Here is a 21,171-nt window from a genome sequence, read left to right as displayed (position 1 = left end):
CAGTTAGCCACCACTGCTGCGGCAACCAAATCCAAAGTTTCGGGAGAGTGAACATGGGCAAAATTATCGGTATCGACCTGGGGACTACCAACTCCTGCGTCTCCGTGCTGGAAAACGGCGTAGCCAAAGTTATTGAAAACGCCGAAGGCGCGCGTACCACGCCGTCGATCATCGCTTACGCCAACGATGGCGAAATCCTGGTCGGCCAGTCCGCCAAGCGTCAGGCTGTGACCAACCCGCACAACACACTGTTCGCGGTGAAGCGTCTGATCGGCCGCCGCTTCGACGAAGAAGTCGTGCAGAAAGACATCAAGCTGGTGCCTTACAAGATCGTCAAGGCCAACAATGGTGACGCTTGGGTCGAGGCTTCCGGCAAGCAGATGGCTCCGCCGCAAATCAGCGCCGAAGTCCTGAAGAAGATGAAGAAGACCGCCGAAGACTACCTCGGCGAAGCCGTGACCGAAGCGGTGATCACCGTTCCGGCCTACTTCAACGACAGCCAGCGTCAGGCGACCAAAGATGCCGGTCGCATCGCCGGTCTGGACGTAAAACGTATCATCAACGAACCAACCGCAGCTGCTCTGGCTTACGGTATGGACAAGGCCAAGGGCGATCACACCGTGATCGTTTACGACCTGGGTGGTGGTACCTTCGACGTTTCCGTGATCGAAATCGCTGAAGTTGACGGCGAGCACCAGTTCGAAGTACTGGCCACCAACGGTGATACCTTCCTGGGTGGTGAAGACTTCGACATGCGCCTGATCGACTACCTCGTCGACGAGTTCAAGAAAGAGTCCGGCATGGACCTGAAGAACGATCCACTGGCCCTGCAGCGTCTGAAAGAAGCCGCCGAGAAAGCCAAGATCGAGCTGTCTTCCTCGCAGTCGACCGACGTCAACCTGCCGTACATCACAGCAGATGCGACCGGTCCTAAGCACCTGAACGTGAAGATCTCTCGTGCCAAGCTCGAGTCGCTGGTTGAAGATCTGGTGAACCGCACCATCGAGCCATGCCGCATCGCTCTGAAAGACGCCGGCATCGACGCCAGCAAAATTGACGACGTGATTCTGGTCGGTGGCCAGACTCGTATGCCTCTGGTGCAGAAGGCTGTTACCGATTTCTTCGGTAAAGAAGCTCGTAAAGACGTGAACCCGGACGAAGCCGTTGCCATGGGTGCTGCCATCCAGGGCGCTGTTCTGGCCGGTGACGTGAAAGACGTTCTGCTGCTCGACGTCAGCCCGCTGACCCTGGGTATCGAAACCATGGGCGGCGTGATGACCGCGCTGATCGAGAAAAACACCACGATTCCTACCAAGAAATCGCAAGTGTTCTCGACTGCCGACGACAACCAGGGCGCCGTGACCATTCACGTCCTGCAAGGTGAGCGCAAGCAAGCCGCACAGAACAAGTCCCTGGGCAAGTTCGACCTGGCCGAGATTCCACCAGCGCCACGCGGTGTGCCACAGATCGAAGTGACCTTCGACATCGACGCCAACGGCATCCTGCACGTCGGTGCGAAAGACAAGGCGACCGGCAAAGAGCAGAAGATCACCATCAAGGCCAACTCCGGTCTGTCGGATGAAGAAATCCAGAAGATGGTGCGCGACGCCGAGCTGAACGCCGAGGAAGACCGCAAGTTCGAAGAGCTGGCCGCTGCCCGTAACCAGGGTGATGCACTGGTTCACTCGACTCGCAAGATGATCGCTGACGCTGGCGACAAAGTGACTGCAGAAGAGAAGACTGCAATCGAAGCCGCTGTGGTTGCCCTGGAAGCCGCCGTCAAAGGCGACGACAAGGCTGCCATCGACGCCAAGGTTGAAGAACTGTCGAAGGTCTCTGCGCCGGTTGCTCAGAAGATGTACGCCGAACAGGCTCAGCCTGCCGAAGGCGCGGCACCGCACGCAGAGAAAGCTGAAAAGGCTGACGATGTTGTCGATGCCGAGTTCGAAGAAGTCAAAGACCACAAGTAAGTTGTTGGTCGGCCGGTTGACTGCCTTTGGGCACTGACTGGTAGGATGTCGCCGCGCGGGAGCTTGCTCCCGCGTTGGCGTATCTGGACTACGCGAATTTTTACAGCATGCGACAAGCTTCGCGTGTTGGCGGTATGGCCGGAAATGCTCCTGCTTTTCGCGCCGCAAGTACCGCATGAATCAAAGACCAGGATCGTTGAATTGACGTGAGTTGGGTCCGGGCCTGTATTGGGGCTCAACGAGTTTGGCGAAGCTCAGGAGGGGTTTGCCGAACGTCCTCAAGAGTATGAAGAACTTATGGCTAAGCGTGACTATTACGAAGTGTTGGGTGTTGAGCGCGGCTCAAGCGAAGCAGACCTGAAAAAGGCCTATCGCCGTCTGGCGATGAAGCATCACCCGGACCGTAATCCCGATGACAAAGCATCGGAAGAGCTGTTCAAAGAGGCCAATGAGGCCTACGAAGTATTGTCCGATTCCAGCAAGCGCGCGGCGTACGATCAGTACGGCCATGCCGGTGTCGACCCAAGCATGGGTGGCGGCGGTGCCGGTTTCGGCGGTCAGAACTTCTCCGATATTTTCGGTGATGTCTTCAGTGACTTCTTCGGTGGCGGTCGCGGTGGTTCCCGTGGCGGCGCCCAGCGTGGCAGCGACTTGCGCTACACCCTGGAGCTGAACCTGGAAGAAGCGGTGCGTGGTACCACCGTGAATATCCGCGTTCCGACACTGGTGAACTGCAAACCATGCGATGGTTCGGGTGCCAAGAAAGGTTCGTCGCCATCGACGTGCCCGACGTGCGGCGGCATCGGCCAGGTGCGCATGCAGCAAGGCTTCTTCTCCGTACAACAGACCTGCCCGCGCTGCCATGGCCAGGGCAAGATCATTTCCGATCCGTGCGACTCCTGCCACGGTGACGGTCGCGTCGAAGAATACAAAACCCTCTCCGTCAAAGTGCCGGCCGGTGTCGATACCGGTGACCGCATTCGTCTGTCCGGCGAAGGCGAGGCGGGCACTCAGGGTGGCCCGACCGGCGACCTGTATGTGGTGATCAACGTGCGCGAGCACGCGATCTTCCAGCGTGACGGCAAGCACCTGTTCTGCGAAGTGCCGATCAGCTTTGTCGATGCGGCGCTGGGTGGCGAGCTGGAAATCCCGACCCTCGACGGTCGCGTCAAGCTGAAGATTCCGGAAGGGACTCAGACCGGCAAGCAGTTCCGCGTGCGCGGCAAGGGCGTGGCGCCGGTGCGTGGTGGCGGTGCAGGTGATCTGATGTGCCGTGTGGCAGTCGAGACCCCGGTCAATCTGAACCGTCGTCAGCGTGAATTGCTCGAAGAGTTCCGCAGCTCTCTGGCGGATGACAACAGCCACTCGCCGAAAACCACCGGTTGGTTCGATGGCGTGAAGCGCTTCTTCGGCGATCTGTAAGGAGTCGGCATGCGACGTATAGCTGTGATGGGCGCCGCCGGGCGCATGGGCAAGATTCTGGTCGAGGCCGTGCAGCAGCGCGCGCCGCTGACCGGTTTGACGGCGGCCATCGTTCGCCCTGGCAGTACGCTGATCGGGGTGGATGCCGGTGAGCTGGCTTCGCTCGGTCGAATCGGCGTGCCGTTGTCCGGAAATCTGGAATCGGTCGCAGAAGAGTTCGATGTCTTGATCGACTTCACCCTGCCGGAAGTCATGCTGAAAAACCTGGCCTTCTGCCGCAAGGCCGGCAAGGCGATGGTGATCGGCACGACCGGGCTGGATGCTGCCCAGAAGCAGTTGCTGGCCGAGGCGGGCAAGGATATTCCGATCGTGTTCGCGGCTAACTTCAGTGTTGGCGTCAACCTGTCGCTGAAACTGCTCGACATGGCTGCGCGGGTGTTGGGTGATGACGCAGACATCGAAATCATCGAAACCCATCACCGTCACAAGATCGATGCGCCATCGGGCACGGCCCTGCGCATGGGTGAAGTGATCGCCAGTGCGCTGGATCGTGATCTGCAGAAGGTCGCGGTCTATGGTCGCGAAGGTCACACCGGTGCGCGTGAACGTGAAACCATCGGTTTCGCCACTGTTCGCGGCGGTGATGTGGTGGGCGATCACACGGTGCTGTTTGCCTGCGAGGGCGAGCGTCTGGAAATCACCCACAAGGCTTCGAGCCGCATGACATTCGCCAAGGGTGCGGTGCGTGCAGCGCTGTGGCTGGATGCTCGTGAACCGGGTCTTTACGACATGCAGGACGTGCTCGATTTGAAGTAAGCTACTGCTTCTTAAAAACTAAGGCGCGTAAAGCGCCTTTGTTTTGCCTAAAATTTCATTCGAATAGGGAATGTGGCGGATGCGACCCTTAGATCTGGCCGACGTGGCTAAATATGTTGAAGAGAATATCGGCATATTTCATCAGAAGCGCTTAGATAGCCTGTCGTTGTTGAGGCTTAAAGATGTCCTCAAGCGTAAAAATCCCTACATGTTTAAAGCAAAAAACGTACAGACAGCAGAGCAAATTGTCCGCGGGATTCTCGATGCGCACGTCTCCTCCAATGAGGAGACGTTGTTTGGAGATTGGCTGGAGGGGTTGGCGATATTTATTAATGGCAAAACTTACGGTGGTTGGAAATCGGCCGTTGCGGGCGTTGATCTGGAATTTGACAAAAGCGGCCGTCGTCACTTGGTGGCGATTAAGTCCGGCCCTAACTGGGGTAATAGCTCGCAAATTGCTCAAATGCGCTCCAACTTCAAAACAGCGCAACGCACTTTGCGAACCAGTCAATCTGGACTGAATATCGTTGCGGTAAACGGCTGTTGCTATGGTCGAGACAATAAGCCGGACAAGGGGGACTACAGCAAGCTTTGTGGGCAGCGGTTCTGGGAGTTTATTTCTGGGGATGAAAATCTATATGTTGAGCTAATTGAGCCTTTGGGGTATCAGGCTCAGGAGCGCAATGCCGAGTTCCAAGCGTCTTACGCTCAGATGGTTAATAAGTTTACTAGGGAATTTACTATCGAGTTTTGCGACGAGGAGGGGGCCATTCGATGGGATCGTCTAGTTCAGCTAAACTCATCAATCGAGCAGCCGAAGGTGAGCAGGCGCAAGCCCGCCCACCTGTAAGTCAAGCAAGCTCCAGACTGAACTGGTGCTTCTGTTTCTGTTGTTCGAACAGTTGTAACCAGTCAGTATGCGACGTTGCCTGATAGCGCGAAAAGCGAAAATCTTTAGGTGGTGTTAGGTTGTTTCCGTTTAGAAGTTCGCGGATTAGCTTTCCTACCGCATACCCGAGGCTAACAGGCACTGCATTGCCTACTTGCTTATATTGTTCAATTAGGGGGCCGGCCAATTGCCAGTCATCTGGAAATTCTTGGATACGTTTATATTCCTGGATCGACAGTGGTCGATCTTCTTCCGGGTGTGCGAGGTCAGTTGCTGGCATCGCTGGGTGAGTCACTAAAGTTGGCGACGGTTTTTCCCAGTGAAGACGTCGTAGAAACCCGGTTTTGCCGCCGCCTGAAAAATACGATTTTCCAAGTGCTTCTTGTTGCAAAATCGGCGTAAGGCTGCGCCAGTTCTCTCCGGCTTTGAGCATGCGGTAATATTTAAGTCGTTTTTCTGGAAAGTTTAGGTGGGTATGCTGCTCTAGGCCTTTGACCGCGCTGCGGAAGCTGTTCCATTTCGGCAGGCTATGAGAGCCATCTTCAGAGTGAGTTGGCGTGAGAAATGGCGCCTCTTTGCCATCGCGAGAGCATACGATGATGACTCGCTCGCGAATCTGCGGTGTTCCGAAATTTGCCGAGTTGTACAAGTTAAAGGTGCATTTGTAGCCCGCGCGTTTGAGCACGCTTATGACGAAATTGAGCGCTCCGCCTTTCATTTCGTCGAGGGATAAATCAGGAAAATCAGTACCACGTTGATTGTGTGGCCGGTGATCCATTGGGCAGGAAAGTAGGCCGCGTACATTCTCTATGACAATGAAGCGTGGGCGAATTTCTATGGCAAGGTCGATGTATTTGAGGAATGCGTTACCGCGATCATCGTTGAACGCCTTGCGTTTGCCTGCTGTACTGAAAGCCTGGCAGGGCGGCCCTCCGACAATGAGATCCACCTCTTGGTGAGTGACTTGTGCTGCTTCTAACACCTGTTCCATGGTGCAGTCGTTTATATCGCCAAGCAGCGCGGTATTGGGTCTGTTAAGCGCGATGGTCTGTCGGCAATGTTTGTTCGATTCGCAGGCAAGACGAATATCGAACCCGGCTTTTTCAAGGCCAAGATCAAGGCCCATGGCCCCAGAGAAAAAGCTCAGTGCGATTGGTCTGCGCGCGTTTGATGATGCTTGTACGGGGTAGGCGGGATGGTCTTCTGCAATCATATGTGCGGTTCGGAGCCCGTAATTCTTTAAGCTGGCTTGATCGACGATCCAGGTTTTACCGATTTTTCCGGACTGGATTGCGCCGCTACGGCAAAGGGTTCTGACTCGCTGCGTACTGACGTTAAGTAGTAAGGCGGCGTCAGCAATGCTGATATGGGTACTCATTCAGTGTTTCTTTTTCGAAACTTAGGATGGGTACCTATTCTAGACAGGGTCTAGGTCGTGTCAACCGTCCCTGTGGCGTGGTGGCATACCGCCAGCCTTTGGGGTGACGGGTTTGTAGCGGTTCAGCCCTTTCGGGTTTTAGGTCTTTGCTGTAAGCTACAGCTTTAGTGTGTCCACTAAAAGCGCGCAGAATAATTCAGTGAAGAAGCGGGGTGACGTGTCCATACGTCACTCCGCTTTTTTACAACCTGCGATTGCCCTTTCATGCGTTATTTACGGGAGGTCTTCTTGACTAAGCCAGCCATACTCGCCCTTGCTGATGGCAGCATTTTTCGCGGCGAAGCCATTGGAGCCGACGGTCAGACCGTTGGTGAGGTGGTGTTCAACACCGCAATGACCGGCTATCAGGAAATCCTTACCGATCCTTCCTACGCCCAACAGATCGTTACCCTGACTTACCCGCACATCGGCAACACCGGCACCACGCCGGAGGACGCCGAGTCCAATCGCGTCTGGTCCGCTGGCCTGGTCATCCGTGACCTGCCGCTGGTAGCGAGCAACTGGCGTAACACGATGTCCCTGTCCGACTACCTGAAAGCCAACAACGTTGTGGCAATCGCTGGTATCGACACCCGTCGCCTGACCCGCATCCTGCGTGAAAAAGGCGCACAGAACGGCTGCATCATGGCCGGCGACAACATCTCCGAAGAAGCGGCCATCGCCGCTGCGCAAGGCTTCCCGGGCCTGAAGGGCATGGACCTGGCGAAAGTCGTCAGCACCAAGACCCAATACGAATGGCGCTCCACTGTCTGGGATCTGAAGACCGACAGCCACGCGACCATCGAAGCCTCCGAGCTGCCTTACCACGTGGTCGCCTATGACTACGGCGTCAAGGTCAACATCCTGCGCATGCTGGTCGAGCGCGGTTGCCGCGTGACCGTGGTGCCGGCGCAAACCCCGGCTGCCGACGTGCTGGCCCTGAATCCGGATGGCGTGTTCCTGTCCAACGGCCCTGGCGATCCAGAGCCTTGCGACTACGCGATCAAGGCGATCAAGGAAGTGCTGGAAACCGAAACTCCGGTGTTCGGCATCTGCCTCGGTCACCAGCTGCTGGCCCTGGCCTCCGGCGCCAAGACCCTGAAAATGGGCCACGGTCACCACGGTGCCAACCACCCGGTTCAGGATCTGGACACTGGCGTCGTGATGATCACCAGCCAGAACCACGGTTTTGCGGTTGACGAAGCGACCCTGCCAGCCAACGTCCGCGCGATCCACAAATCGCTGTTCGACGGCACCCTGCAAGGCATCGAGCGCACCGACAAGAGCGCGTTCAGCTTCCAGGGTCACCCTGAAGCGAGCCCGGGCCCGAACGATGTGGCCCCTCTGTTTGACCGCTTCATCAACGAGATGGCCAAGCGACGCTAAGCGCTCGCCTTGAGACTGTAGCGAGAAGCCCCTCGAGGGCGGCCCCGGAACCGGCGGCCCCCTCGGGACTTCAGAAATCGATCAAGACGGCTTGCCGACTGACCTGCGGATTTGAGTGACAAACCCATGCCAAAACGTACAGACATTAAAAGCATCCTGATTCTCGGCGCTGGCCCGATCGTTATCGGCCAGGCCTGCGAATTCGACTACTCCGGCGCCCAGGCTTGCAAAGCCCTGCGCGAAGAGGGTTACCGCGTCATCCTGGTGAACTCCAACCCGGCCACCATCATGACCGACCCGGACATGGCGGACGCCACCTACATCGAGCCGATCAAGTGGCAGACCGTTGCCAAGATCATCGAAAAAGAGCGTCCGGATGCGGTGCTGCCAACCATGGGTGGCCAGACTGCTCTGAACTGCGCCCTGGACCTGGAGCGCGAAGGCGTTCTGGAGAAGTTCGGCGTAGAGATGATCGGCGCCAACGCCGACACCATCGACAAGGCTGAAGACCGTTCGCGTTTCGACAAGGCGATGAAAGCCATCGGCCTGGAATGCCCGCGTTCCGGTATCGCCCACAGCATGGAAGAAGCCAACGCGGTGCTTGAGCGCCTGGGCTTCCCGTGCATCATCCGTCCGTCCTTCACCATGGGCGGCACCGGTGGCGGTATCGCTTACAACCGTGAAGAGTTCGAAGAAATCTGCGCCCGTGGTCTGGACCTGTCGCCGACCAAGGAACTGCTGATCGACGAATCGCTGATCGGCTGGAAAGAATATGAAATGGAAGTTGTCCGCGACAAAAAGGACAACTGCATCATCGTCTGCTCCATCGAAAACTTCGACCCGATGGGCGTGCACACCGGTGACTCGATCACTGTTGCCCCGGCTCAGACCCTGACCGACAAGGAATACCAGATCCTGCGTAACGCCTCGCTGGCGGTACTGCGCGAGATCGGCGTCGAGACCGGCGGTTCCAACGTTCAGTTCGGTATCTGCCCGGACACCGGCCGCATGGTCGTGATCGAAATGAACCCGCGTGTATCGCGTTCGTCGGCCCTGGCTTCGAAAGCCACCGGTTTCCCGATTGCCAAGGTCGCGGCCAAACTGGCAGTCGGCTACACCCTCGACGAGCTGTCGAACGACATCACCGGCGGCAAGACCCCGGCGTCCTTCGAGCCGTCCATCGACTACGTCGTGACCAAGCTGCCACGCTTCGCCTTCGAGAAGTTCGCCAACGCTGACGCACGCCTGACCACTCAAATGAAGTCGGTTGGTGAAGTCATGGCCATCGGCCGTACCTTCCAGGAATCCCTGCAGAAAGCCCTGCGCGGTCTGGAAGTCGGCGTTTGCGGTCTGGACGAGAAAGTCGACCTGAGCAACCCGGAAAGCATGAGCGTGCTCAAGCGCGAACTGACCGTGCCGGGCGCCGAGCGTATCTGGTACGTGGCGGACGCTTTCCGCGCCGGCATGACTGTCGAAGAAATCTTCGGCATGAACATGATCGACCCGTGGTTCCTGGTGCAGATCGAAGATCTGATCAAGGACGAAGAGAAGGTCAAGACCCTGGGTCTGTCCGCTATCGACCGCGACCTGATGTTCAAGCTCAAGCGTAAAGGTTTCTCCGACCAGCGTCTGGCCAAGCTGCTGGGCGTGACCGAGAAGAACCTGCGCACTCACCGTCAAAAGCTGGAAGTGTTCCCGGTCTACAAGCGCGTCGATACCTGCGCCGCCGAGTTTGCCACCGACACCGCTTACCTGTACTCGACTTACGAGGAAGAGTGCGAAGCCGCGCCGTCCGGCCGCGACAAGATCATGATTCTGGGTGGTGGTCCGAACCGTATCGGCCAGGGCATCGAGTTCGACTACTGCTGCGTACACGCCGCTCTCGCCCTGCGCGAAGACGGCTACGAAACCATCATGGTCAACTGCAACCCGGAAACCGTTTCCACTGACTACGACACTTCCGACCGTCTGTATTTCGAGCCGGTGACCCTGGAAGACGTGCTGGAAATCTGCCGTGTCGAGAAGCCGAAAGGTGTGATCGTCCAGTACGGTGGCCAGACTCCGCTGAAACTGGCTCGCGCCCTCGAAGCGGCCGGCGTGCCGATCATCGGCACCAGCCCTGACGCTATCGACCGTGCCGAAGACCGTGAGCGCTTCCAGCAGATGGTCGAGCGCCTGAACCTGCGTCAGCCGCCAAACGCCACCGTGCGTAGCGAAGACGAAGCCGTTCGCGCTGCCGCGAAGATCGGTTACCCGCTGGTGGTGCGTCCGTCCTACGTACTGGGCGGCCGTGCGATGGAGATCGTCTACAAGGAAGAAGAGCTCAAGCGTTACCTGCGTGACGCGGTGCAAGTGTCGAACGACAGCCCGGTGCTGCTCGACCACTTCCTCAACTGCGCCATCGAGATGGACGTGGATGCGGTCTGCGACGGCAAGGACGTAGTGATCGGCGCGATCATGCAGCACATCGAACAGGCGGGCGTTCACTCCGGTGACTCCGCGTGCTCGCTGCCGCCGTACTCGCTGCCGGCGCACATCCAGGACGAGATGCGCGAGCAGGTCAAGAAAATGGCCCTGGAGCTGGGCGTGGTCGGCCTGATGAACGTTCAGCTGGCCCTGCAAGGCGAAGACATCTACGTCATCGAAGTCAACCCGCGTGCTTCCCGTACCGTACCGTTCGTGTCGAAGTGCATCGGTGTTTCCCTGGCCATGATCGCGGCTCGCGTGATGGCTGGTAAAACCCTGAAGGAAATCGGCTTCACCAAGGAAATCATCCCGAACTTCTACAGCGTGAAAGAGGCGGTGTTCCCGTTCGCCAAATTCCCTGGCGTTGACCCGATCCTCGGCCCGGAGATGAAGTCCACCGGTGAAGTGATGGGCGTCGGCGACACCTTCGGCGAAGCCTTTGCCAAAGCCCAGATGGGCGCGAGCGAAGTGCTGCCGACCGGCGGTACCGCATTCATCAGCGTACGTGATGACGACAAGCCGCTGGTTGCAGGTGTGGCGCGTGATCTGATCAACTTGGGCTTCGAAGTGGTCGCCACTGCCGGCACTGCCAAGCTGATCGAGGCTGCAGGTCTGAAAGTGCGTCGTGTGAACAAGGTGACCGAGGGTCGTCCGCACGTGGTCGACATGATCAAGAATGACGAAGTCACGCTGATCATCAACACCACCGAAGGTCGTCAGTCGATCGCCGACTCTTACTCCATTCGTCGTAACGCCTTGCAGCACAAGATCTACTGCACCACCACCATTGCTGCTGGCGAAGCCATCTGCGAAGCGCTGAAGTTCGGTCCCGAGAAGACCGTGCGCCGCTTGCAGGATCTACACGCAGGATTGAAGGCATGAATAAATACCCAATGACCGTCCAGGGCGCGAAAGCCCTGGAAGAAGAACATGCTCATCTGACCAAGGTCGTTCGTCCGAAGCTCAGCCAGGACATCGGTACGGCCCGCGAGTTGGGTGACTTGAAGGAAAACGCCGAATACCATGCCGCCCGCGAACAGCAGGGCATGGTCGAGGCGCGGATCCGTGACATCGAAGGTCGCATGCAGAATGCCGTGATCATTGATGTGACGACCATTCCGCACACCGGCAAAGTGATTTTCGGCACTACCGTCGAGATCGCCAACGTCGAGACCGATGAAAGCGTGACTTACCAGATCGTTGGTGAAGACGAGGCGGACATCAAGCTCGGCAAGATTTCGGTCGGCTCGCCGATCGCCCGCGCCTTGATTGCCAAGGAAGAGGGCGACACGGTCGTCGTGAAAACGCCAGGCGGCGATATCGAGTATGAGATTGTCGAAGTCCGTCACATCTGAAACAGGGCGCCCGCTGCAGGCGGGCGCCATGCTCTGGCAGCTGACCCAGATGTTGTGGGTCGGCGGTTTATGGCTGGTGCACCTCGGTCTGCGGCCGGTGCTGGGCCAGATTGGTCTGGCGCCGCTGCTGATCGACGAAGTCGCCAGTGCGTTTGAAATGCCGGTGGTGGGTTTTGCTGCCGTGTGCGTGGTTTTTCAGGCTTTGGTGCTGGTACGGACCGAAGGCCTTGCCAGTCTATGGCGAGATTTTCGCGGGCAAGTGCTGCTGATGGCGTTGTATGCAAGTGCGATGTATGTCGCAGTGCGAGTCGGCTGGCCGGATGCGCAGCGCTGGCAGGTGTTCAGCTATCTTGTTCTGGGCTTTTCCGGGCTGGTTCTGGTGATGCAGCCGGTGCCAGGGTGGAGTGGCAGGGTGCGCGAAGCACACCCTTGACCCTTGTCATCACTTGAAGCGATGGACGTTCGACAGCTGCTTGTTGACGCTGAAGTTCTTGCGATAAATCAGTGCCATCTTGCCGATGACCTGAACCAGATCGGCCTTGCCGACCTTGCACAGCTCTGCAACGGACGCCAGGCGCGCCTCGCGATCGAGAATGTTGAGCTTGATCTTGATCAGCTCGTGATCCGCCAATGCGCGTTCGAGTTCGGCTAAAACACCCTCAGTCAAACCGTTGTCAGCCACCGTCAAAACTGGTTTGAGGTGGTGGCCAATGGATTTGTACTGTTTCTTCTGCTCTGGAGTGAGCGGCATAATCTGACCCTTTCGTCTGGATTCTGTAAAATGGCGGCCATTTTACCCGAGGGCTCGTGGATCCGCCCAATTAATCACGACCCTAATCAACGAGGTGCCCAATGGCGCGTTCCAAGACAAGCCTTGGTTGGCTGAAACGACATGTCAACGATCCTTATGTGAAACAGGCGCAGAAGGATGGCTACCGCTCGCGTGCGAGTTACAAGCTTCTGGAAGTCCAGGAGAAATACAAGCTGATCCGCCCAGGCATGAGCGTGGTCGATCTTGGCGCGGCGCCCGGCGGCTGGTCTCAGGTCACCAGTCGACTGATCGGTGGCCAGGGGCGTCTGATCGCCTCGGACATCCTGGAAATGGACAGTATTCCTGACGTGACCTTCATTCAGGGGGATTTCACTCAGGATGAAGTGCTCGCTCAAATCCTTGAGGCGGTGGGTAATTCACAGGTGGACCTTGTGATTTCCGATATGGCCCCCAATATGAGTGGTACGCCTGCCGTAGATATGCCGAAAGCCATGTTTCTTTGCGAGCTGGCGCTTGACCTGGCGGAGCGGATTCTCAAGCCGGGCGGCAATTTCCTGATCAAGATTTTTCAGGGTGAAGGGTTCGATGTTTACCTGAAGGACGCTCGTCGGAAATTCGACAAGGTCCAGATGATCAAGCCGGACTCTTCCCGCGACAGTTCCCGCGAGCAATACATGCTGGCTTGGGGTTATCGCGGTCGCAGCGAGTAAAACAAGGTTTTTTGGCGGGGTGATAGGTTTTTCGTATTTCGCCCCGCGTGCATAAGCGAATATTGTGTAGAAAGTGTTTCACAAAGGGTTACAGACGGCGCCTGCCAGAGCTGTAGGTAATGTAGTAAGTTAGGCCGGTGAATATCATGCGAAGCGCGCGCCAGTAGCGGAGCTTGCTTCAGAGGGTAGTTAATTGAACGATATGGCAAAGAATCTGATCCTGTGGTTGATCATCGCGGCTGTCCTGGTGACGGTGATGAACAACTTCTCCAGCCCTAACGAGCCGCAGACCCTCAACTATTCCGACTTCATCCAGCAGGTCAAGGATGGCAAGGTCGAGCGCGTGGCCGTCGACGGCTACGTGATTACCGGCAAGCGCAACGATGGCGACAGCTTCAAGACCATTCGTCCGGCAATCCAGGACAACGGCCTGATCGGCGACCTGGTCGACAATCACGTCGTGGTCGAAGGCAAGCAGCCTGAGCAGCAAAGCATCTGGACCCAGCTTCTGGTAGCCAGCTTCCCGATCCTGGTGATCATCGCGGTGTTCATGTTCTTCATGCGCCAGATGCAGGGCGGTGCGGGCGGCAAGGGCGGGCCGATGAGCTTTGGCAAGAGCAAGGCGCGTCTGCTGTCCGAAGATCAGGTGAAAACCACCCTGGCTGACGTTGCCGGTTGCGACGAAGCCAAGGAAGAAGTTGGCGAACTGGTCGAGTTCCTCCGTGATCCGGGCAAGTTCCAGCGCCTGGGCGGCCGCATTCCTCGCGGCGTGCTGATGGTTGGTCCTCCGGGCACCGGTAAGACCTTGCTGGCCAAGGCAATTGCCGGCGAAGCCAAGGTGCCGTTCTTCACCATTTCCGGTTCCGACTTCGTCGAAATGTTCGTCGGTGTCGGTGCCAGCCGTGTTCGCGACATGTTCGAACAGGCCAAGAAACACGCACCCTGCATTATCTTCATCGACGAGATCGACGCCGTTGGTCGCCATCGTGGCGCGGGCATGGGTGGCGGTCACGACGAGCGCGAGCAGACCCTCAACCAGTTGCTGGTGGAGATGGACGGCTTCGAAATGAATGACGGCATCATCGTCATCGCTGCAACCAACCGTCCTGACGTGCTGGACCCGGCCCTGCTGCGTCCGGGTCGTTTCGACCGTCAGGTGGTGGTCGGTCTGCCGGACATCCGTGGTCGCGAGCAGATCCTCAAGGTGCACATGCGTAAAGTGCCAATGGGTGACGACGTCGCTCCGGCCGTTATCGCACGGGGTACTCCGGGTTTCTCCGGTGCCGATCTTGCCAACCTGGTCAACGAAGCTTCGCTGTTCGCTGCCCGTGCCGGCAAGCGCATCGTCGAGATGAAAGAGTTCGAGCTGGCCAAAGACAAGATCATGATGGGCGCCGAGCGCAAATCCATGGTCATGTCCGAGAAAGAAAAGCAGAACACGGCCTACCACGAAGCGGGTCACGCTATCGTCGGTCGCGTTGTGCCCGAGCATGATCCGGTCTACAAAGTGTCGATCATCCCGCGCGGTCGCGCGTTGGGTGTGACCATGTTCCTGCCGGAAGAAGATCGTTACAGCCTGTCCAAGCGCGCACTGATCAGCCAGATCTGCTCGCTGTACGGCGGCCGTATCGCCGAAGAAATGACACTGGGCTTCGACGGGGTGACTACCGGCGCCTCTAACGACATCATGCGTGCCAGCCAGATTGCACGGAACATGGTGACCAAGTGGGGCCTGTCTGAAAAACTCGGTCCGTTGATGTATGCGGAAGAAGAAGGTGAGGTGTTCCTCGGTCGTGGCGGTGGCGGTCAGAACGCCAGCTTCTCGGGCGAAACGGCCAAGCTGATCGACTCGGAAGTGCGCAGCATCATCGATCAGTGCTACGGCACCGCCAAGCAGATCCTGACCGACAATCGCGACAAGCTCGATGCCATGGCAGATGCCTTGATGAAGTACGAGACGATCGATGCCGAACAGATCGACGACATCATGGCGGGTCGCACGCCTCGCGAACCTCGTGACTGGTCGGGTGGCACCGGCACTGGCACGCCTCCTCCGGTGGTTCAGGATGAGCGTCCGGAAACACCGATTGGCGGTCCGGCTGCTGACGTTTAAGGTTTGAAATGACTTCTGTACAGTCCCTGACCCGGTTGCCTTGCGGCAACCGGGTTCTTGATTTGGCCCGGACACATGTCATGGGCATTCTCAATGTCACTCCCGACTCCTTCTCCGATGGTGGCCGATACAGCCAGCTTGACGCGGCCCTGCGTCATGCCGAGGCAATGGTTTTGGCCGGTGCGACGCTGATCGATGTTGGCGGAGAGTCCACTCGGCCTGGTGCGCGAGCGGTTTCGCCACTCGAAGAGCTGGAGCGTGTGGCGCCGATCGTGGAGCTGATCAATCGTGAGCTGGATGTGATCATTTCGGTCGATACGTCGACTCCGGCGGTCATGCGGGAAACTGCGCGACTGGGTGCCGGGTTGATCAATGACGTTAGATCGCTGCAGCGTGACGGTGCACTGGATGCCGCTGCAGCCACCGGGTTGCCGGTCTGTCTGATGCACATGCTGGGTGAACCAGGTGACATGCAGGACAATCCGCAATATCAGGATGTCACCCGGGAAGTGAGTGAGTTTCTCGCCGAGCGTATGGAGCGATGTGCTTCGGTCGGCATTCCTGCCGAGCGGATCATTCTTGATCCTGGCTTCGGCTTCGCCAAAACCCTGCAGCACAATCTAAGCTTGTTCAAGCATATGGATGCCCTTCATTCATTGGGGCGACCTCTGCTGGTTGGTGTCTCGCGAAAAAGCATGATTGGGCAGGCTCTGAATCGTCCTGTGGGCGAGCGTCTGCATGGTGGTTTGGCCCTGGCGGCGCTGGCGTCCGTCAAGGGGGCGCGTATATTGCGCGTCCATGACGTGGCGGAGACGGTGGATGTTGTGCGGATGATCGCGGCCGTGGAATCAGCCGAATAAGAATGATGGAGCACTTATGAGCAAGAAATACTTTGGTACCGACGGCATTCGTGGTCGTGTCGGTGAATATCCGATTACGCCTGACTTCATGCTCAAGCTCGGCTGGGCTGCGGGCATGGCATTCCGGAAGATGGGTGCCTGCAAGGTACTTGTTGGCAAGGACACACGAATCTCCGGTTATATGTTCGAGTCGGCGCTGGAAGCTGGCCTGACGTCGGCGGGTGCTGATGTGATGCTGCTCGGTCCGATGCCGACGCCGGCTATCGCCTACCTGTCGCGTACTTTCCAGGCAGAAGCTGGAATCGTGATCAGTGCATCGCACAATCCTCACGACGATAACGGCATCAAGTTTTTCTCCGGTCGCGGCACCAAGTTGCCGGATGAGCTGGAGCTGATGATCGAGGAGTTGCTCGATGCGCCGATGACTGTTGTCGAGTCGAGCAAGATCGGCAAGGTATCGCGAATCAATGACGCGTCCGGCCGATACATCGAGTTCTGCAAGAGCAGTGTGCCGACCAACACCAGTTTTGCCGGTCTCAAGATCGTGATCGATTGCGCACACGGAGCGACCTATAAAGTCGCGCCAAGTGTATTCCGCGAGCTGGGTGCCGAAGTTGTGGTGTTGTCCGCCCAGCCAAACGGTCTGAACATCAACGACAACTGCGGCTCGACGCACATGGGGCAGCTGCAGGCTGCGGTACTTGCCGAGCATGCCGACCTGGGTATCGCATTTGACGGCGATGGCGACCGGGTACTGATGGTTGATCACACGGGTGCAATTGTTGATGGTGACGAGCTGATCTTCATTATTGCGCGCGACCTGCATGAGCGTGGCAAATTGCAGGGAGGCGTGGTCGGTACGCTGATGAGCAACCTTGGCCTGGAGCTGGCGCTGGCGGATCTCGGTATTCCGTTCGTGCGTGCAAATGTCGGCGACCGTTATGTGATTGCCGAGCTGCTTGAGCGCGATTGGCTGGTGGGTGGCGAGAACTCGGGGCATGTCGTCTGCTTCAACCACACCACGACAGGTGATGCGATCATCGCAGCCCTGCAGGTGTTGATGGCGCTGAAAACCCGAAACGAAGGTCTGGCGCAAACTCGTCAGGCGTTGCGCAAGTGCCCTCAGGTGTTGATCAATGTCCGTTTCGGCGGTGGCGACAGCCCGCTCGATCATCCGGCTGTCAAGGAAGCCAGCAAGCGTGTGACCGAGGCGATGGCGGGTCGTGGGCGTGTGCTTCTGCGCAAGTCCGGGACAGAGCCTCTGGTGCGTGTCATGGTCGAAGGCGAGGACGAAACCCAAGTTCGCAGCTATGCCGAAGAACTGGCAAAACTGGTAACTGAAGTTTCTGCCTGATACGGCTTGCCAGCCATGATTGTGTTGGGTAACATCTGCGCCCACTTTGACCGACGAGGTACAGCATGCGTCGCCCTATGGTAGCTGGTAACTGGAAGATGCACGGTACCCGCGCCAGCGTCGCTGAGCTGATCAATGGCCTTCGTCATCTGGCCTTGCCAAGCGGTGTTGATGTCGCGGTATTCCCGCCTTGCCTGCATATCAATCAAGTGATTGATGGCTTGAAAGGAAAGTCGATTTCGGTCGGCGCGCAGAACTCTGCGGTGGAATCGATGCAAGGTGCGTTGACCGGTGAAATTGCACCGAGTCAGTTGGTGGATGCAGGTTGTTCCTTGGTGCTTGTCGGGCACTCCGAACGCCGCCAGATCATGGGCGAGCGAGACGGAATGCTGAATCGCAAGTTCGCAGCGGCACAGGCATGTGGCTTGATTCCGGTGTTGTGTGTAGGGGAAACCCTGGAGCAACGCGAAGCCGGAAAGACTCTTGAGGTTGTCGGGCGTCAGCTGGGCAGCATCATCGAGGAGCTGGGTGTCGGTGCTTTTGCCAATGCAGTGATCGCTTACGAGCCGGTCTGGGCCATTGGTACCGGGCTGACTGCAACGCCGCAGCAGGCTCAGGATGTGCATAAAGCCATTCGCGAGCAGTTGGCGGCAGAGAATTCTGAGGTCGCACGAAATGTGCGGCTTCTATACGGCGGCAGCGTGAAGGCGGCCAATGCGGTCGAACTGTTCGGCATGCCGGATATCGATGGGGGGCTCATTGGTGGAGCTTCCCTGAATGCAGATGAGTTCGGTGCGATCTGTCGCGCCGCGGGAAACTGAAAAAATGCTGGAAACAGTCGTAGTCGTTTTTCATCTGCTGGGTGCATTGGGCGTAGTTGCTCTGGTTTTGCTGCAGCAGGGTAAGGGTGCGGACGCTGGCGCGTCTTTCGGAGCAGGTGCTTCAAATACTGTGTTCGGAAGCCAAGGTTCCTCTACCTTTCTTAGTAAGTTTACTGCTATACTTGCCGCCGGTTTCTTCATAACCAGCTTGGGGTTAGGATACTTTGCTAAAGAGAAGGCTCATCAGCTGACTCAAGCAGGTTTGCCAAATCCGGCAGTGTTGGAAGTTCCAAAGCAACAACCGGCTTCTGATGATGTCCCGGTGCTTCAAGAGCAAAAGTCGGCTACTCCAGCGACTGACGTACCTCCAGCTCAAGAGCAGAAGTAAGAAGGGTTTCAAACGTAGTATTGCCGAGGTGGTGGAATTGGTAGACACGCAACCTTGAGGTGGTTGTGCCCATAGGGTGTAGGGGTTCGAGTCCCCTTCTCGGTACCAATTAGTCAGGAGAGCCCGCTGTTGCGGGCTTTCTTGCAGGTGGAAGGTTACATTGACCCTACTGGGGATCGGTCGTATACTTCCGCCCCAGCTTTGTCGCGGGGTGGAGCAGTCTGGTAGCTCGTCGGGCTCATAACCCGAAGGTCGTCGGTTCAAATCCGGCCCCCGCAACCAGTTTAAGGAGCCCCTTTTAAGGGGCTTTTTGTTAGCTGGACACTTTCAACGCCGCTGTTCGACGGCGTTTCAAGGATGGGCGTTTCGCCCATTTTTTTATTTTGCAAAGCATGCACATACATGCACGAGGGGGTTCAGGTGTCGAGCAAGCTAGAAGAGTTGCAGGCCTTGTTGGCCCCGGTGGTCGTGGCCCTGGGCTATGAATGCTGGGGTATTGAGTTCTCGGCTCAAGGTCGTCACTCAATGTTGCGCGTTTATATCGATAAGGAAGGCGGCGTACTGGTGGACGATTGCGCCATCGTCAGCCGTCAGATCAGCGGTGTGCTGGATGTTGAAGATCCGATCTCCGTTGAATACACCCTTGAAGTTTCCTCGCCTGGCATGGAACGCCCACTGTTCACTCTTGAGCAGTTTGCCAAATTTGCCGGTGAACAAGTAAAGATCAGGCTGCGCTCGCCTTTTGAAGGACGACGCAACTTTCAGGGCCTTCTGCGCGGTGTAGAAGAACAGGATGTCGTGGTGCAGGTAGATGACCATGAGTTCCTGTTGCCGATCGATATGATCGACAAGGCCAACATTATTCCCAGTTTTGACTGAGACGCGGATCCCGCGGATCCAATGGCTTGCGAAAGGCGAGGCGTACGATGAGCAAAGAAGTACTGCTGGTTGTTGAGTCGGTATCCAATGAAAAGGGCGTACCGGCAAGCGTAATTTTTGAAGCGCTGGAGCTGGCTCTGGCCACTGCTACCAAAAAGCGTTTTGAAGACGAAGTTGATCTGCGTGTGGAAATCAATCGCCACACCGGTTCTTACGAAACTTTCCGTCGCTGGACGGTCGTCGAAGAGAATGATCTCGATGATCCGGCCATCGAAACCTGGCCTAGCAAGGTTGCTGAAACGCATCCTGGTGCCAAGGTCGGTGACGTCGTCGAAGAAAAGATCGAATCCATCGAATTCGGCCGCATTGCTGCGCAGACCGCCAAGCAGGTCATCGTGCAGAAAGTGCGCGAAGCCGAGCGCGCTCAAGTGGTCGACGCTTATCGCGAGCGCCTGGGAGAAATCATCTCCGGCACCGTGAAAAAAGTGACCCGCGACAACGTGATCGTCGACCTGGGTAATAACGCTGAGGCGTTGCTGGCCCGTGAAGACATCATCTCTCGCGAAACCTTCCGTGTTGGCGTGCGTCTGCGTGCGCTGCTCAAGGAAATCCGCACCGAGAACCGTGGCCCGCAGCTGATCCTGTCGCGTACCGCGCCGGAAATGCTGATCGAGCTGTTCCGTATCGAAGTGCCGGAAATCGCTGAAGGCCTCATCGAAGTCATGGCCGCTTCCCGTGATCCGGGTTCGCGCGCCAAGATCGCCGTCCGCTCCAAGGACAAACGCATCGACCCGCAGGGCGCGTGCATCGGTATGCGCGGTTCGCGTGTCCAGGCCGTGTCGGGCGAGTTGGGTGGCGAGCGTGTCGACATCGTCCTGTGGGACGACAACCCGGCGCAGTTCGTGATCAATGCCATGTCGCCGGCAGAAGTGGCGGCCATCATCGTTGACGAAGATGCCCACGCCATGGACATCGCCGTTGGCGCAGACAATCTGGCTCAGGCCATCGGTCGTGGTGGTCAGAACGTGCGTCTGGCGAGCCAGCTGACTGGCTGGACCCTGAACGTGATGACCGAATCGGACATCCAGGCTAAGCAACAAGCGGAAACCGGCGACATCCTGCGCAACTTCATCGACGAGCTGGAAGTCGACGAAGAGCTGGCTCAGGTGCTGGTCGACGAAGGCTTCACCAGCCTGGAAGAGATTGCCTACGTACCGTTGGAAGAAATGCTCAACATCGACGGCTTTGACGAAGACATCGTCAACGAGCTTCGCGCTCGTGCCAAGGATCGCTTGTTGACCAAAGCCATCGCTACTGAGGAAAAGCTGGCAGACGCCCATCCGGCCGAAGACCTGCTCTCGCTTGAGGGTATGGACAAGGATTTGGCGATGGAACTGGCGGTGCGCGGCGTAATTACCCGCGAAGACCTGGCCGAGCAGTCTATTGACGACCTGCTCGACATCGACGGCATTGACGATGATCGTGCCGGCAAGTTGATCATGGCCGCCCGAGCCCACTGGTTCGAGTAATTAGGCGCGGCCTGAGGAGAGAAA

Annotated in this window: 18 protein-coding genes and 2 tRNA genes; 18 read left to right on the top strand and 2 right to left on the bottom strand. The window is 57.6% G+C overall.

What is annotated here, in order from left to right; genetic code table 11:
- Positions 1 to 53: 53 nt before the first annotated feature.
- The 4 genes from dnaK to OQ248_RS06590 all read left to right on the top strand — a co-directional run bounded on the left by dnaK (position 54) and on the right by OQ248_RS06590 (position 5,058).
- Positions 54 to 1,970 carry a molecular chaperone DnaK gene (gene dnaK / locus OQ248_RS06605; RefSeq protein ID WP_085711857.1) on the top strand — a complete coding sequence of 639 codons (1,917 nt, stop codon included), beginning with the start codon at positions 54 to 56 and terminating at the stop codon, positions 1,968 to 1,970.
- 297 nt (positions 1,971 to 2,267) lie between these two features.
- Positions 2,268 to 3,392, top strand: coding sequence for a molecular chaperone DnaJ (gene dnaJ / locus OQ248_RS06600; RefSeq protein ID WP_085711856.1), 1,125 nt, complete (start codon positions 2,268 to 2,270; stop codon positions 3,390 to 3,392).
- A gap of 9 nt (positions 3,393 to 3,401) precedes the next feature.
- Positions 3,402 to 4,208 carry a 4-hydroxy-tetrahydrodipicolinate reductase gene (dapB, locus tag OQ248_RS06595; RefSeq protein ID WP_265812356.1) on the top strand — a complete coding sequence of 269 codons (807 nt, stop codon included), beginning with the start codon at positions 3,402 to 3,404 and terminating at the stop codon, positions 4,206 to 4,208.
- A gap of 79 nt (positions 4,209 to 4,287) precedes the next feature.
- Positions 4,288 to 5,058, top strand: a complete 771-nt coding sequence (locus OQ248_RS06590) for a PmeII family type II restriction endonuclease (protein ID WP_265812355.1) — start codon at positions 4,288 to 4,290, stop codon at positions 5,056 to 5,058.
- Between the two features lies 1 nt (position 5,059).
- On the opposite strand, the gene OQ248_RS06585 is transcribed toward OQ248_RS06590, so the two are convergent.
- Positions 5,060 to 6,475 (bottom strand): DNA cytosine methyltransferase, encoded by a 1,416-nt coding sequence (locus tag OQ248_RS06585; protein WP_265812354.1) that lies wholly within the window; start codon positions 6,473 to 6,475, stop codon positions 5,060 to 5,062.
- A gap of 288 nt (positions 6,476 to 6,763) precedes the next feature.
- Here OQ248_RS06585 and carA point away from each other — a divergent pair, with 288 nt between their 5' ends.
- From carA to OQ248_RS06565, 4 genes are all read left to right on the top strand, one after another.
- Complete coding sequence (gene carA / locus OQ248_RS06580; RefSeq protein WP_265812353.1) at positions 6,764 to 7,900, top strand: glutamine-hydrolyzing carbamoyl-phosphate synthase small subunit; 1,137 nt, start codon at positions 6,764 to 6,766, stop codon at positions 7,898 to 7,900.
- Positions 7,901 to 8,026: 126 nt separating this feature from the next.
- Positions 8,027 to 11,248, top strand: coding sequence for a carbamoyl-phosphate synthase large subunit (gene carB / locus OQ248_RS06575; protein ID WP_085711853.1), 3,222 nt, complete (start codon positions 8,027 to 8,029; stop codon positions 11,246 to 11,248).
- On the top strand, positions 11,245 to 11,721 hold the full coding sequence (gene greA, locus OQ248_RS06570; RefSeq protein WP_085711852.1) for a transcription elongation factor GreA: 477 nt from the start codon (positions 11,245 to 11,247) through the stop codon (positions 11,719 to 11,721). Before carB ends, greA begins: the two co-directional genes overlap by 4 nt.
- A 28-nt stretch (positions 11,722 to 11,749) precedes the next feature.
- Positions 11,750 to 12,154: an MFS transporter gene (locus OQ248_RS06565; protein WP_265812352.1), complete on the top strand. Its 405-nt coding sequence runs from the start codon at positions 11,750 to 11,752 to the stop codon at positions 12,152 to 12,154.
- A 9-nt stretch (positions 12,155 to 12,163) separates the two neighbouring features.
- On the opposite strand, the gene OQ248_RS06560 is transcribed toward OQ248_RS06565, so the two are convergent.
- Positions 12,164 to 12,472 carry a YhbY family RNA-binding protein gene (locus OQ248_RS06560; protein ID WP_011332401.1) on the bottom strand — a complete coding sequence of 103 codons (309 nt, stop codon included), beginning with the start codon at positions 12,470 to 12,472 and terminating at the stop codon, positions 12,164 to 12,166.
- A gap of 101 nt (positions 12,473 to 12,573) precedes the next feature.
- Here OQ248_RS06560 and rlmE point away from each other — a divergent pair, with 101 nt between their 5' ends.
- From rlmE to nusA, 10 genes are all read left to right on the top strand, one after another.
- Positions 12,574 to 13,203, top strand: a complete 630-nt coding sequence (rlmE, locus tag OQ248_RS06555) for a 23S rRNA (uridine(2552)-2'-O)-methyltransferase RlmE (RefSeq protein ID WP_085711850.1) — start codon at positions 12,574 to 12,576, stop codon at positions 13,201 to 13,203.
- 202 nt (positions 13,204 to 13,405) lie between these two features.
- Entirely contained in the window at positions 13,406 to 15,316 is a 1,911-nt protein-coding gene (gene ftsH, locus OQ248_RS06550; RefSeq protein ID WP_085711849.1) for an ATP-dependent zinc metalloprotease FtsH, read from the top strand.
- 8 nt (positions 15,317 to 15,324) lie between these two features.
- Positions 15,325 to 16,176, top strand: coding sequence for a dihydropteroate synthase (gene folP / locus OQ248_RS06545; RefSeq protein ID WP_265812351.1), 852 nt, complete (start codon positions 15,325 to 15,327; stop codon positions 16,174 to 16,176).
- Between the two features lie 16 nt (positions 16,177 to 16,192).
- On the top strand, positions 16,193 to 17,530 hold the full coding sequence (glmM, locus tag OQ248_RS06540; RefSeq protein WP_119426652.1) for a phosphoglucosamine mutase: 1,338 nt from the start codon (positions 16,193 to 16,195) through the stop codon (positions 17,528 to 17,530).
- A 65-nt stretch (positions 17,531 to 17,595) separates the two neighbouring features.
- Entirely contained in the window at positions 17,596 to 18,351 is a 756-nt protein-coding gene (gene tpiA, locus OQ248_RS06535) for a triose-phosphate isomerase (RefSeq protein WP_119426653.1), read from the top strand.
- Positions 18,352 to 18,355: 4 nt separating this feature from the next.
- A complete protein-coding gene (gene secG / locus OQ248_RS06530; protein ID WP_011332406.1) occupies positions 18,356 to 18,739 on the top strand; it encodes a preprotein translocase subunit SecG in 384 nt (127 codons plus the stop codon).
- A gap of 22 nt (positions 18,740 to 18,761) precedes the next feature.
- A tRNA-Leu gene (locus OQ248_RS06525) sits at positions 18,762 to 18,847 on the top strand.
- Positions 18,848 to 18,944: 97 nt separating this feature from the next.
- Positions 18,945 to 19,021: transfer RNA gene (locus tag OQ248_RS06520), tRNA-Met, on the top strand.
- Between the two features lie 138 nt (positions 19,022 to 19,159).
- Positions 19,160 to 19,618 carry a ribosome maturation factor RimP gene (gene rimP / locus OQ248_RS06515; protein ID WP_065260004.1) on the top strand — a complete coding sequence of 153 codons (459 nt, stop codon included), beginning with the start codon at positions 19,160 to 19,162 and terminating at the stop codon, positions 19,616 to 19,618.
- Positions 19,619 to 19,665: 47 nt separating this feature from the next.
- Positions 19,666 to 21,147, top strand: a complete 1,482-nt coding sequence (gene nusA / locus OQ248_RS06510) for a transcription termination factor NusA (RefSeq protein ID WP_003221546.1) — start codon at positions 19,666 to 19,668, stop codon at positions 21,145 to 21,147.
- Positions 21,148 to 21,171: the final 24 nt, after the last annotated feature.

This window comes from Pseudomonas sp. COW5, from assembly GCF_026240005.1.
In the GTDB taxonomy this organism is placed as follows: Bacteria; Pseudomonadota; Gammaproteobacteria; order Pseudomonadales; family Pseudomonadaceae; genus Aquipseudomonas; species Aquipseudomonas kribbensis.
Note: the sequence above shows the minus strand (reverse complement) of the source record. Positions and strands in the feature narration are given on the sequence as shown.

What these genes read in the sequence shown, in the direction of transcription:
- greA (WP_085711852.1), top strand. Translation starts at nt 11,245, where the DNA reads ATGAATAAATACCCAATGACCGTCCAGGGCGCGAAAGCCCTGGAAGAA.
- glmM (WP_119426652.1), top strand. Translation starts at nt 16,193, where the DNA reads ATGAGCAAGAAATACTTTGGTACCGACGGCATTCGTGGTCGTGTCGGT.
- tpiA (WP_119426653.1), top strand. Translation starts at nt 17,596, where the DNA reads ATGCGTCGCCCTATGGTAGCTGGTAACTGGAAGATGCACGGTACCCGC.
- dnaK (WP_085711857.1), top strand. Translation starts at nt 54, where the DNA reads ATGGGCAAAATTATCGGTATCGACCTGGGGACTACCAACTCCTGCGTC.
- nusA (WP_003221546.1), top strand. Translation starts at nt 19,666, where the DNA reads ATGAGCAAAGAAGTACTGCTGGTTGTTGAGTCGGTATCCAATGAAAAG.
- dnaJ (WP_085711856.1), top strand. Translation starts at nt 2,268, where the DNA reads ATGGCTAAGCGTGACTATTACGAAGTGTTGGGTGTTGAGCGCGGCTCA.
- carB (WP_085711853.1), top strand. Translation starts at nt 8,027, where the DNA reads ATGCCAAAACGTACAGACATTAAAAGCATCCTGATTCTCGGCGCTGGC.
- OQ248_RS06585 (WP_265812354.1), bottom strand. Translation starts at nt 6,475, where the DNA reads ATGAGTACCCATATCAGCATTGCTGACGCCGCCTTACTACTTAACGTC.
- OQ248_RS06560 (WP_011332401.1), bottom strand. Translation starts at nt 12,472, where the DNA reads ATGCCGCTCACTCCAGAGCAGAAGAAACAGTACAAATCCATTGGCCAC.
- ftsH (WP_085711849.1), top strand. Translation starts at nt 13,406, where the DNA reads ATGGCAAAGAATCTGATCCTGTGGTTGATCATCGCGGCTGTCCTGGTG.
- dapB (WP_265812356.1), top strand. Translation starts at nt 3,402, where the DNA reads ATGCGACGTATAGCTGTGATGGGCGCCGCCGGGCGCATGGGCAAGATT.
- rlmE (WP_085711850.1), top strand. Translation starts at nt 12,574, where the DNA reads ATGGCGCGTTCCAAGACAAGCCTTGGTTGGCTGAAACGACATGTCAAC.
- OQ248_RS06590 (WP_265812355.1), top strand. Translation starts at nt 4,288, where the DNA reads ATGCGACCCTTAGATCTGGCCGACGTGGCTAAATATGTTGAAGAGAAT.
- OQ248_RS06565 (WP_265812352.1), top strand. Translation starts at nt 11,750, where the DNA reads ATGCTCTGGCAGCTGACCCAGATGTTGTGGGTCGGCGGTTTATGGCTG.
- secG (WP_011332406.1), top strand. Translation starts at nt 18,356, where the DNA reads ATGCTGGAAACAGTCGTAGTCGTTTTTCATCTGCTGGGTGCATTGGGC.
- folP (WP_265812351.1), top strand. Translation starts at nt 15,325, where the DNA reads ATGACTTCTGTACAGTCCCTGACCCGGTTGCCTTGCGGCAACCGGGTT.